Below are 13,204 nucleotides of genomic sequence, written 5' to 3' on the forward strand. Positions count from 1 at the left end.
CTACTTTCAATCATAACTCGATATAAAACAGTTGGATATTTTTGGTAAAATAAACCTATCATTCAAACTTATGGAAATATTAGGGCAAATAGCTAAAAACTATTATGGATCCCTTGACGGGCCTTTAAAGGTAGAGTTAATAGAGGAAACATACAACCTAGGGCTGCGATCATTAAACTGCTTGATGCAGGGGTTCAATGAATACACTGATGTCATAGAAGAGCATGTACAAGAAGCGATTGAAAAAAATGGCTATGCTTCAAAAGATGACATCACACTTCTTAGGAAAAAAATCGTCTTTAACTTTGCAAGTATGATTTCTCTAAGCTTCATAGAAAAAGCAGCTAACAGTGTTGCTTCCAAAGATCTAACTAATATATTCAAAAAAGTATATGAAGATGACCCACAAATAGGTAAACGACTTATAAATACTGCGATAGAGTTGGACTTCCCGAATGGCTTAAGCAGTAACTCTATCGCAGATTTCAATAAAGACCTAAAAGGAAACAACCTAGCACTAATGTTATTAAAACTCTTCGTCACTAGGCATCTATATAAGTTCAATGTCAAATATGATGTCAGACAGCGTGTATGTGAAGAACTTAGCATTGGACTAGAAAAACAAAAAAATATTTTAAGTAGTCAACAAAAGCAACTATCCTCAAGTAGCAAACACTAGCTTTTAAAACAACTCACACATAAGGGAAGCACTGCCTGCTCCCTTTTGTATCTGCATAATAAAAAACACTTAATTTATTTTCATCAACCAACCCAAACACGCGCATTACGGAACATACGCATCCAAGCACCATCTTCCTCCCACTCATCAGGATACCAAGAGTTCGTCACAGCACGCTGCACACGCTCAGGATGAGGCATCATAATCGTCACACGACCATCATCACTCGTTAGACCAGTGAAACCACCCACCGAACCATTCGGGTTCTCAGGGTAGTGCTCAGTCGCTTGACCTTGTGCATCCACATAACGCAATGACACTTGCTGATTCGCTAGCACTGACTCAGGTGTTACACCCTCATCAAACACAGTACGACCTTCACCGTGAGCAACCGCAATCGGCATCTTAGAGCCAGCCATTCCTTTTAGTAGAATAGATGGAGAGTCCATTACCTCAACCATCGCCACACGCCCTTCAAACTGCTCAGAGTGGTTGCGGTGGAATGATGGCCAGTGCGATGCACCCGGAATCATGTCTTTCAACTGAGACAGCATCTGGCAGCCGTTACAGATACCCAATGCAAACGTGTCTTCACGGGTAAAGAACTCGCTGAATGCTTGCGTCGCTTTTTCGCTGTGCAAAATAGTCTTTGCCCAACCTCCACCAGCACCCAGTACATCACCGTATGAGAAACCACCACAAGCCACGAGGCCTTTGAAGTCTGCAAACGATACGCGACCACTCAATACGTCAGTCATGTGAACATCAACGGTACGGAAACCTGCTTTATCAAATGCCGCTGCCATTTCAATCTGACCGTTAACGCCCTGCTCTCGCAAGATCGCAACCGCTGGACGATTACCTGAAGCAACCAGATCAGCCGTGACATCTTCATTTACGTCAAAGCTTAGATCTGCAAACAAACCGGTGTCGTTAGCATCTGCAATGCGCTCAAATTCTTGATCAGCACATTCCGTGTTATCACGTAGCGCCTGCATGCGGTAACTCGCTTCTGACCAGTACTGCTGCAAGGTCACGCGTGAGTTACTGTAGACCGTCTCACCTGACAGGCTAAACTCAACCGTATCGGAGTCATTTAACTGACCAATCACATGCGCGTAATCCGCGATTCCAGCCTTAGCAAATGCCGCTTCAACTGCTGCAAGCTCATCTGCTTTAACCTGAATCACTGCACCCAGCTCTTCGTTGAATAGCGCTTGTGTTGCATTAGCTGCAACTGCTTCAAGCTCAACAGACACACCTGTATGACCTGCAAATGCCATTTCAGCTACCGTTGCCAGTAGACCACCGTCTGAACGATCGTGGTAAGCCAACAACTTGCCTTCTGCACTGAGCGTTTGAACCGCTTCGAAGAAACCAAGCATCATGTCAGTGTCTTTAAAGTCAGGCGCATACTTACCAACCTTAGAGTAAACCTGTGACAACGCAGACGCTGCCATGCGGTTTTCGCCTTTACCCAAGTCAATCAGCAACAGCTTCGTGTCACCTTTGTCTGTGCGTAACTCAGGCGTTAGCGTGTTGCGAATATCTTTAACCGTCGAGAAGCTTGTCACAACCAATGACAATGGTGAGGTCATTTCGCGAGGCTCATCACCCTGCTGCCAAACCGTCTTCATTGATAGCGAATCTTTACCCACAGGGATACAGATACCCAGCTTAGGACAAATCTCTTCACCCACCGCGCGTACTGTGTCGTAAAGCGCTGCATCTTCACCGTCGTGACCGGCTGCGGCCATCCAGTTAGCAGACAACACCATCTTCGATAGCTCACCAATGTTCGCTGCTGCGATATTAGTAATCGCTTCACCAATCGCCATACGGCCAGACGCTGCTGGGCTAACCAATGCAATCGGCGTGCGCTCACCTAGCGCCATTGCCTCACCTGTGTACGACTTATAGTCCGTTGCAGTGACCGCAACGTCAGCCACAGGAACCTGCCAAGGACCAACCATCTGATCACGATGAACCATACCCGTGATACTGCGATCACCGATAGTGATGAGGAATGCCTTTGACGCAACCGTTGGTAGTCGTAGTACACGCTCAACCGCTTCTGCTAGATCAATCTGCGAGTAATCAAACTCAGGCTGTTCAAACTCAACATGCTTCACGTCACGTAACATCTTTGGCGGCTTGCCAAGCAGTACGTTCATTGGCATATCAACAGGCTTGTTGTCGAAGTTTGAATCCGCAACTAACAAGTGCTGATCTTCCGTCGCATGACCGACCACGGCATACACCGCGCGCTCACGCTGACAAATCTCTTCAAACTGCGCTAGCTTAGTTTCATCAACCGCCAACACATAACGCTCTTGCGCTTCGTTACACCAGATTTCCATTGGTGCCATGCCCGGCTCAGCATTTGGTACAGAACGTAGTTCAAACTTACCACCACGACCAGCATCATTAATAATTTCTGGGATCGCGTTAGAAATACCACCTGCACCCACATCGTGCATCGACAATAACGGGCTGTCATTTCCAAGCGCGTTACAACGGTCGATCACTTCCTGACAACGACGCTCCATCTCTGGGTTGCCACGCTGTACCGATGCGAAATCTAGCTTCTCAGCACTGGTTCCACTCGCCATTGACGACGCTGCACCACCACCTAAACCGATCAACATCGCTGGGCCACCTAGCACAACGATTGGTGTACCTTCTGGTAGCTCTTTCTTCTTGACGTTGTCTGGACGGATGTTACCTAGACCACCTGCCAACATGATTGGCTTGTGATATCCGCGAAGCTCCATGCCTTTAGGGCCTGGCACTTCTGCTTCAAAGCTTCGGAAGTAACCGCAAAGGTTTGGACGACCAAACTCATTGTTAAATGCTGCTGCACCGATTGGGCCTTCCAACATAATGTTAAGCGCTGAATCAATACGCGCTGGACGACCGTAGTCTACTTCCCACGGCATTTCGTATTCTGGAATTCTTAGGTTCGATACTGAGAAACCACACAGACCTGCTTTCGGCTTAGAACCGTTACCTGTCGCGCCCTCATCTCGAATTTCACCACCAGAACCTGTGGCTGCACCTGGGAATGGAGAGATCGCAGTCGGGTGGTTGTGTGTCTCAACCTTCATAAGCATGTGAACAGGCTCATCGTGATGCGCGTATTCATTGCTGCCATATTGCGGGAAGAAACGACTTGCCGCTGGGCCTTCGATAACCGATGAGTTATCACTGTAAGCGGTCAATACGCCATCTGGTGAGCACTTGTACGTGTTACGAATCATGCCGAAGAGTGTTTCTGCTTCTGGCTTGCCGTCGATAATCCAATCCGCATTGAAAATCTTATGGCGGCAGTGCTCTGAGTTTGCCTGTGCAAACATCATCAACTCAACGTCTGTTGGGTTACGACCTAGCGCTGCGTAATTGTCAGCTAGGTAGTCAATCTCATCTGGCGAGAGTGCTAGACCCAGTTCGGTGTTTGCATCATTTAAGGCTGTTTGGGCATCTGTACCTAAATCGATGTAACGAAGCTCTGCAGGTTCAGCGTGACTGAATAGCGCTTCAACGCTGTTATAATCAAACTGCACACTTTCCATCATGCGGTCATGCAGTTGCTCCGAAATAAGCGATTTTTGCTCATCACCTAGCGTGGCACTCGTCTCGATGTGATAAGCCGTTGCACGCTCTACTCTTGAAACGGTGCTTAACCCACAGTTATGCAAAATATCTGTCGCCTTACTCGACCAAGGAGAAATAGTCCCTTGACGTGGCACAACCAAAAACAACTCGCCCGACGGTGTCGTTGTATCTTGCTCTTCGCCATAGCTCAGGAGTTTATCAAGCAGTTCAGTTTGCTGCGCATCCAAGTCTTGCTCAAGATCAGCTAAGTGCTGATAGCGTGCGTGGACAGCGGTTACAGCAGGCACTACACCTTGTAACTGAGTCAGTAATTTGGATTGAATAAAGTCGGAAAAGGCTCTGCCACCGGGGATAATCAACATGGTTGGCTACATCGTTAGAAATGGATTCGCTATAATAGTGTATCTGCGCGCTGGGTTGAATGCTGATTTTTAATTTTTTCGTGCAAATAACGGGTAGCTTACTTATTATTAGCCCCCTATTGAAAATCACAATAATGGCAACTCGTCTCTGAATGCGCCTTAGCAAGATAAAACTGGCTGGATTTAAATCCTTCGTTGACCCGACTACCTTTGAAATGCGCAGTAATCTGACTGCGATTGTGGGTCCGAACGGCTGTGGAAAATCCAACACCATCGACGCCGTGCGCTGGGTAATGGGTGAGTCATCGGCTAAGCACCTGCGTGGGGCCTCAATGGAAGACGTTATTTTTAACGGCTCCTCCTCCCGTAAAAAAGTCGGCCAAGCCTCTATCGAACTGGTGTTTGATAATTCTGACGGTAGTCTTGGCGGCGAATATGCACAATACAGTGAGATTTCTACCAAGCGTCAAATCAGCCGTGATGGTCAATCCAAATATTTTCTGAATGGTTCACGTTGCCGACGTCGTGATATTACCGACATCTTTCTGGGTACCGGTTTAGGCCCGAGAAGTTACGCCATTATCGAGCAAGGCATGATTTCGCGTTTGATCGATGCTAAGCCTGAAGAGCTGCGTGTTTATATTGAAGAAGCAGCCGGAATATCCAAATACAAAGAGCGACGTCGCGAGACTGAGAATCGTATTCGCGCGACACGTGACAATCTTGATCGACTCACTGATTTACAAGAGGAGATTGATAAGCAACTCAGCACATTGAAGCGTCAGGCCAGTGCTGCAGAGCGATTCAGGGATTTTAAACAGACGGAACGTCAGTTAAGCGCAGAGCTGATTTACCTGCAGTTACAAGCCGTCGATAAAGAACGCCATAGCCAACAAGAAGAAATCAATATACAGGCAAAACAACACGAGACACACTTAACAGAGCAACGCTCAATTGAGACCCAGCTGGAAACACTGCGTACTAAACAAACCGAAGCAAATGCACATTTTAATCAGGTGCAGGCAGGTGTATATGAAGCGGGTGCTAAGGTATCAAGCTTTGAACAGCAGATTCGTCATCAACATGAGATCGTGCAACGTGACAAACAGCAACGTGAGCAATTAGCGCAGGAACTGGCCAGTGCCCGCATGCACCTTCAGCATGATGAAGAGCGCCTGACTGATGCCCTCTCCTCTTTGGAACTATTGGAGCCACAAGCCGAGGAACTGCTTGAGGTCAAAGAAACTCAGCAAGAAGCACTGGACCGTGCAGAGCAAGTACTGAATCAATGGAAGCAACAATGGGCGCAGTTGCAGCAGCAAATTGCTGAGCCTAGCCGACAGCTGAGCGTTGAAAAAAGCCGAAGCGAGCAACTTCAGCAGCAAATTAATCGCAACCAACAGCGCTTGGCTCGTCTGGAACAACAGCAATCTGATCAACAGAACAAAGACTCTGATGCAGAAGATCTGGATGCGATCCGTGAACAGCAAGCAGTGCTTGCCGAGCAACTACAAGAAGCAATCCTGACACTGGAAGATACGCAAGCTAAAGCGACGGAGCGGCAGCAACAGTACCGTGAGCAACAACAAAAACAGGATCAGTTACGCAGTGCGATTCAAAAATCAAAGGGTCGCCTCAGCTCATTGGAAACCTTGCAGCAAGCGGAGCTTGGGAAAGATAAAAAACAACTAAATACTTGGTTAAGAGAACACAAGCTAGATCAGCTGCCACGGCTTGCAGAACAGATTGAGGTGAGCCCCGAGTGGGAAAAAGCCGTTGAGACTCTTCTTGGGCCAACACTGGAGGCATTGCAGCTTCCGGATAGCAGGCAAGCAGCACAAATTATTGACGCGGGCTGTACTCAATCACTGGAATTATTATTGGCAGCGTCACCACAAGGTTCAGCGGACTACCCAAGCGATAGCCTGGCGCAACAGATCAAACAACCTGAGTCAATTAAGCCATTACTCGCCATGGTCTACTGTGTGGCAGATCATCAGAGTGCGCTAGCTCGGCAAAATAGCCTGCAAGCAGGCGAGAGACTCATTACCCCCGATGGTAGTTGCTTCGCTAAACACTGGATGCGACTCAGTGGCAGCCATCAGTCGAACGAAGGTGGTGTACTGGCTCGTCAAAAAGATATCGAGGCGTTGCAACAACAGTTAGAAGACGATCAGGTCTTGCTGGAAAGCACTGAGGAATCGCTGCAAAGTAATCAGGAGATACGTCAACAACTTGCTGATCAGCAAAAAACATTGCAACAGCAACAGCAAGCCTTGCACCGCGAAGAAAGCGAAATCAACGCTAAGTTACACAGCCTTGAGCAACAACAAATTCAACAACAGCAATTTAAGCAGCGGCTTAGCGAAGAAATTACAGAACTGACTGAGCAACAAGAGCAAGATGCAGAGGACTTGCTCGCCTCACAAGACGCTCAGGAATTGGCACAGGCACAGATAGAGCAGCTCAATGAGACGATCGAGCAATTACGTGAGCAACAGCACGATCTGGAGCAACAAGTCACGCTTAGCAGACAGTCATTGCAGAGCAGCCTCAACCAATATCAAGGCTTGCAGATTCAAATAGAAACACAACGTAGTGCTAAGCAAAACAGTGAGCAGCAAGTCTCCCGCATCACATTGCAAATAGAACACTTACAAGAGCGTGAATTGAGTCAGCAAGATGCTCAGCTTGATGAGGTGTTGATAAGTGAGCTACAGCTGCAATTGGATGATGCGCTTGGTGCGCGCAAACTCTCAGAGACTGAACTAAAAGATGCCAGAGAGTCACTCTCAAATATTGATCAGGAGATTCGCCAGAAAGAACTCGCCAGAAGCGAAGCCGAGTCAAAAGTGGTTAAGCTACGTGAACGTATTGAAACGCTGAAGCTCAATTGGCAAAGTGTCAATGTCCGTCATGAAACACTGACCGAGCAATTGGCAGAAACTGAGTTTGATCCTGAAGGCTTGCAGTTAGAAATGGATCTTGCAGCGCAGATTGAATCTCATCAAACGCAGCTGCAGGAGATCAAACAAAAGATACAGCGTTTGGGTGCGATCAACCTTGCGGCCATTGAAGAATATGATACGCAAAGCGAACGAAAAACGTATCTGGATGAGCAGCATGCAGATCTGACTGAAGCACTGGAGACTCTCGAAAGTGCGATCAAGAAAATTGACAGAGACACACGCGGGCGCTTTAAAGACACCTTTGAGCAGGTCAACTCGAAGATTCAGGATATGTTCCCTCGCTTATTTGGCGGCGGCCAGGCATATCTTGAAATGACGGGTGATGACTTGCTAACCACCGGCGTCTCGATTATGGCCAGACCACCGGGCAAGCGGATTAGTAGCATTCAGTTATTATCAGGTGGTGAAAAAGCCCTGACCGCTTCCGCGATGGTGTTTGCGATCTTTGAATTGAATCCGGCACCATTTTGTATGCTGGATGAGGTGGACGCACCATTGGATGAAGCTAATGTTGGTCGTTTTTGTGAGCTGGTAAAACATATGTCACAGCGAGTACAATTCATTTTTATCACGCACAATAAGACAACCATGGAATTAGCGGAAAATCTAATTGGTGTTACGATGCGTGAACCGGGTGTATCCCGAATGGTAGCTGTTGATGTTGATGAAGCGTCAAGAATGATTCAGTCATAACAAAATAAGCGATGAGTGAAGGAAAGCAATATGGACATAGTTAGTATTCTGATTACCGTTGCAGGCATTATCGTCATGATAGCCCTGTATATAATGGGAAGAATCTCACAGAATAGGTTTCCGAAAGAACAAGATAACTCGATTCCAAGAATCAATGATGACTTCGGCGAAGTAACCTCCTCCATTATGGAAGACATTCCTGCGACAGATGGCTCTACGCCGGTTGTGGTCGAAGAAACCATTACCGCTTCAGACCCACCGACTAAAGAGCGTAAGCAGGCTGTAACGCCGCGTCAGGTAGTTCTGTTTATTGCTTCAGAAGAAGGCAAGATGCTCGACGGTAACAAAATCAATGAGGTGCTGCCTCAATATCACCTCAAGTTCGGTGAAATGGATTTGTTTCATTATCCGGTTGAAGAAGATGGTGTGCCATCGAAGCTGTTTAGTATCGCCAATGGCATTCAGCCATGGACACTAAATCCGGATGACCTGAAAGACTCAGAAACACCGGGATTATCGGTGATGATGCAATTACCAACACCTCTGGATGATCGCGATGCTATCGAGATTTTAGTGTCAACTACGCAGATGATCGCGACAGATCTCGGCGGATCACTGAAAAACGGCAATCAGGAAACCTTTAGTAAAACCGACTATCAAGACCTGATTGACTCGCTAGACCACTAAAAACGCAAGATAAAAGGTAAGCTTGACTCAGCGCTCGTTAAGCTTACCTCTCTGATAATCGAAGCCATAACGCTCAAATAACAATAATAACAGCCCAAAGGGCAAAGTGAGTTTGGCATGATGACAGACAACAAGCAGGTACTTGATAGTATTTTTCAAGCGACAGATGACTCAATCCGAGTCATGGATAATAAATCTAAGAACGGCAAAGAGAACGAAAAGAATAAGCCTAAGCCGCATGTGCTACGACGAAATATCGAAGACTATCTTGAACGAAAGGCACTCGAGAGAAAACTTCAGGATGTTTTCGATGACGATTATCCATTAGACTAAATCATCACAATAAAAACTATGACCAGAGACTGATTAGTCGCAGGACTGGCGGTCTCGCATTCTCTAAATGAGTAGTGGTTTTTTATTGGCTTTCTTGCGAATCCAATTGATTGAATGCAGCACTTTTGGATATGAAACCAAACGACGCTCTACTGCGTATTTTCCCGGGAAATCCATCAGGGCTATCCCAAAAAATATCGTCAATAAGCCCTGTCCGGGCAACACCAACATCAAAATTCCCATCAGCAGCAGAATAAAGCCGGCAATGTTTTTCAGAGCGATCAGCAGATACCGTAGTACGGGATGAAAGCTGGCCCAACGACTTACATGACGTTGTTCGTCACTGAAGTAATCTTCAGGAATTCTTACGATGACAATTGGCACGATAAGCAATGTCAAAACAAACATGGCAATTGAGATAAGCCCGATAGTGACAAACCATTCGGGGTTTATTGAATCTAATCCAAACACTCAGCTCACCAAAAAGACGTTGGCGGATATTCCCGCCAACGAAAACATTGAATCGATATTACGACAAGCTCTTAGTCAGCTTGGTTACGCAAAAACGCCGGGATATCCAGGTAGTTTTTATCAGAACCTGAGCTCTTAGATTCAGGCTGCGCTACTGTAGGATTCACATCACTACCCGCAACTTTCTTCTGAGTTTGCTCAATCTGTACAGGACGTAAACGTGTGGTTGCCTGACGTTGTGGAGCAGCCGCTGCAGTTGAGGAAACCGGTCCATCCAGACCAGTGACGACAATTGTTACACGGATCTCATCCGTCATATCAGGATCGATAACGGTACCAACTACCACTGTCGCTTCATCAGAAGCAAACTCACGGATCGCGCTGCCCACTTCTTCAAACTCGTGGATACCCATATCCAAACCAGCCGTGATATTTACAAGAATACCGCGAGCACCGTTCAGATCTACATCATCCAGTAGCGGGCTAGAAATCGCTGCTTTCGCTGCTTTCGTTGCACGCTCTTCACCTGAAGCACTACCAGTACCCATCATGGACTGACCCATGCTGTTCATTACTGTGCGCACGTCCGCGAAATCCACGTTGATCAAACCAGGACGAGTAATTAGCTCAGCAATACCCTGAACTGCGCCTAGTAGTACATTGTTAGCTGCTTTAAATGCGTCTAGCAATGTGATGTTCTTGCCTAAAGAAGTCAGCAACTTGCCATTAGGAATGGTGATCAAAGAGTCAACGCTCTTACCCAGATCAGCAATACCAGCTTCAGCAGCTTGCATACGCTTAGGTCCTTCGAATGGGAAAGGCTTGGTAACAACCGCAACCGTCAGAATACCTAGCTCACGTGCCAGTTCAGCAACAACCGGAGCAGCACCTGTACCTGTTCCACCACCCATACCGGCCGTGATGAACAACATATCAGTACCTGTAATCAACTCCTTGATACGCTCACGGTCTTCCAACGCCGCTTCACGACCAATTTCAGGATTAGCACCAGCACCCAATCCTTTGGTTAATGAGTTACCTAACTGCAGCAAAGTGTTTACGCCTGAACCTTCCAGCGCTTGTGCATCCGTATTGGCACAAATAAATTCAACACCTTCAATGCCAGAATCCACCATGTTTTGAACAGCGTTTCCGCCACCGCCACCAACGCCAACAACTTTAATTACCGCGCTTTGGCCATCTGTATCCATAATCTCAAACATGCCTTTCTCCTTTTAATCTTCTTCTATCAATTCAATGTGACTAACAATTATTTTCCTAAGCCCTTCGTGACCTGGAATCTATCCCTTTTACGAGCTTCTAAAGATTTCCGTTAAACCAGCCCTTCATACGTTCCCACAAACTATCTGACGAACCTGACACAAGCGTGCCACTTCCGGTTCCGGCAGCCATTTGGCGCGCGCCATAAATCAGCAAACCAACGCCTGTCGAATGGATTGGGTTATCGACTTCCCCTTTCAAACCACCTACTTTACGAGGCGACCCTAAACGCACTGGCATGTGGAAAATTTCTTCCGCCAAGTCCACTGCGCCCAGAATTTTTGATGAGCCACCGGTTAGCACGATACCGCCACCAATTCGCTCGGCGTAACCACTGCGACGCAGTTCTGCCAGAATCAATGAAAACAGCTCTTCATAACGAGGCTCAATCACCGATGCCAAAGTCTGGGTTGATAGCGTTCTTGGTTCACGCTCACCCACACCCGGCACTTCAATAATCTCTTCTTCCGTAATCAGCTGGCGTAAGGCACTGCCGTGCTGGATCTTTAGTTGTTCTGCAAACTGAGTCGGTGTACGTACCGCGACTGCGATATCATTGGTTACCTGGTCACCCGCAATCGGTATAACCGCTGTGTGCTGGATTGCGCCGTTCAGGAATACCGCGATATCACTGGTTCCACCACCGATATCTACCAGACATACGCCCAGTTCTTTTTCATCTTCCTCAAGCACTGCGTAACTTGACGCTACCTGCTCAAGAATTAAATCATCCACATCAAGACCACAACGCTCCACACACTTAATAATGTTTTGCGCGGCACTCTGAGCACCGGTTACCAAATGCACCCGTGCTTCTAAACGCACACCTGCCATGCCAACCGGATCACGAATGCCATCCTGATCATCAATCACATACTCTTGCGGTAACACGTGCAAGATGCGCTGATCGGCAGGAATCGCCACCGCTCTCGCGGCATCCATCACTCGCTCAAGGTCAGCTTCCGTCACTTCCTTGTCTTTAATCGCGACAATTCCGTGAGAATTCAGACTGCTAATATGACTTCCGGCAATTCCGGCAAACACAGAGTTAATGTTCACTCCGGCCATCAGTTCCGCTTCTTCCACAGCACGATGAATCGACTCGATAGTGGAATCAATATTCACCACCACGCCTTTCTTCATGCCGTGTGATGGGTTCTTGCCGATACCAACAATTTCTACTTCACCATTAGCCGCCACTTCACCAATGAGCGCTACAACTTTAGACGTTCCAATGTCTAAAGCGACTACCAAACTTGTTCCACCGTTACGTGACATGCCGTGTACTACCCCTTTTTCTTGCTGGCTTCTTGTTTGAGTTGCCAGTCACTTTTCCACTTCACTGCAAAACCATTGGTATAGCGCAGATCCACTGTGTGAACTTTGTTGATCAGATCGACCAACTCTTCCTTGTATCCAATAACAAACCGGCGTAACCGCTTTTCCTGCTGATCACGGCCGATATTCACGATTAACCCACTTGCTAACTTCAACTGCCACGAACCACGAGAATCTTCACGGAACTCAACAATCTTGGCAGGAAAATCTCGCGTCCATTCCTGAACTTTCAGGTAGTTCTCAACCATGTTTCGCCCATTGTCTTCAGGGCTAAACAAAATTGGCAACTGACCCATTTTTTCCGGTAGCTGTGCATCAATGATTTCACCAAACTCATTAAGCATGCTGTCCTCACCCCAAAAAGCGATAGGACGCTCTTCATGGATGGTGATTCTCAATTTATCCGGCCACAACTTTGTCATTGATGCCGAGTAAACCCAAGTATTGAACTCCAGCTCGGTTTCCAGATTTTTAGCTTCCAGCAGATACAAATTCGTCGAAACAAATGGCTCGATAATCGGCTGTAGCTCATCCTGATTCAGGTACTTCAGATCACCCGTCACTTCTACCGATTGAATCGTCAGATTCTCCGGACGATTTATCCAAATGTATCCCGCAGCAATTAACAACAATGGCGCAAGCATCAACAAAAATGCAGAAACCCTTCCCCAATTGACAGAGATATTTGGCTTCCAACGCTGCGCAATAGGCTGCTTGACGGTCTTGCGACGCGTAGCCTGCGGGCGTTTCTTTTTAGGTGCCTGAGTTGCCATAAA

Annotated in this window: 9 protein-coding genes; 4 read left to right on the forward strand and 5 right to left on the reverse strand. The window is 47.1% G+C overall.

Annotated elements, in window-relative coordinates:
- The first annotated feature begins 31 nt into the window (after window positions 1-31).
- Entirely contained in the window at window positions 32-679 is a 648-nt protein-coding gene (locus DKW60_RS13745; protein ID WP_109838236.1) for a hypothetical protein, read from the forward strand.
- Window positions 680-762: 83 nt separating this feature from the next.
- Here the strand turns inward: DKW60_RS13745 and purL are convergent, their stop codons facing one another.
- Window positions 763-4,656, reverse strand: a complete 3,894-nt coding sequence (gene purL / locus DKW60_RS13750; RefSeq protein WP_109838237.1) for a phosphoribosylformylglycinamidine synthase — start codon at window positions 4,654-4,656, stop codon at window positions 763-765.
- A 152-nt stretch (window positions 4,657-4,808) separates the two neighbouring features.
- Here purL and smc point away from each other — a divergent pair, with 152 nt between their 5' ends.
- The 3 genes from smc (at window position 4,809) to DKW60_RS13765 (ending at window position 9,338) form a co-directional block, all read left to right on the forward strand.
- Window positions 4,809-8,318 carry a chromosome segregation protein SMC gene (gene smc, locus DKW60_RS13755; protein WP_109838238.1) on the forward strand — a complete coding sequence of 1,170 codons (3,510 nt, stop codon included), beginning with the start codon at window positions 4,809-4,811 and terminating at the stop codon, window positions 8,316-8,318.
- 30 nt (window positions 8,319-8,348) lie between these two features.
- Window positions 8,349-9,005, forward strand: coding sequence for a cell division protein ZipA C-terminal FtsZ-binding domain-containing protein (locus tag DKW60_RS13760; RefSeq protein ID WP_109838239.1), 657 nt, complete (start codon window positions 8,349-8,351; stop codon window positions 9,003-9,005).
- Between the two features lie 117 nt (window positions 9,006-9,122).
- Window positions 9,123-9,338 carry a PA3496 family putative envelope integrity protein gene (locus tag DKW60_RS13765; RefSeq protein WP_109838240.1) on the forward strand — a complete coding sequence of 72 codons (216 nt, stop codon included), beginning with the start codon at window positions 9,123-9,125 and terminating at the stop codon, window positions 9,336-9,338.
- 63 nt (window positions 9,339-9,401) lie between these two features.
- Here the strand turns inward: DKW60_RS13765 and DKW60_RS13770 are convergent, their stop codons facing one another.
- From DKW60_RS13770 to DKW60_RS13785, 4 genes are all read right to left on the reverse strand, one after another.
- Window positions 9,402-9,809, reverse strand: a complete 408-nt coding sequence (locus DKW60_RS13770; RefSeq protein ID WP_219988762.1) for a PGPGW domain-containing protein — start codon at window positions 9,807-9,809, stop codon at window positions 9,402-9,404.
- 71 nt (window positions 9,810-9,880) lie between these two features.
- Complete coding sequence (ftsZ, locus tag DKW60_RS13775) at window positions 9,881-11,032, reverse strand: cell division protein FtsZ (protein WP_109838241.1); 1,152 nt, start codon at window positions 11,030-11,032, stop codon at window positions 9,881-9,883.
- A 97-nt stretch (window positions 11,033-11,129) separates the two neighbouring features.
- Entirely contained in the window at window positions 11,130-12,368 is a 1,239-nt protein-coding gene (gene ftsA / locus DKW60_RS13780) for a cell division protein FtsA (protein WP_109838242.1), read from the reverse strand.
- Between the two features lie 8 nt (window positions 12,369-12,376).
- A complete protein-coding gene (locus tag DKW60_RS13785; protein ID WP_109838243.1) occupies window positions 12,377-13,201 on the reverse strand; it encodes a cell division protein FtsQ/DivIB in 825 nt (274 codons plus the stop codon).
- Between the last annotated feature and the right edge of the window lie 3 nt (window positions 13,202-13,204).

It is taken from the genome of Leucothrix pacifica (genome assembly GCF_003172875.1).
GTDB lineage: Bacteria > Pseudomonadota > Gammaproteobacteria > Thiotrichales > Thiotrichaceae > Leucothrix > Leucothrix pacifica.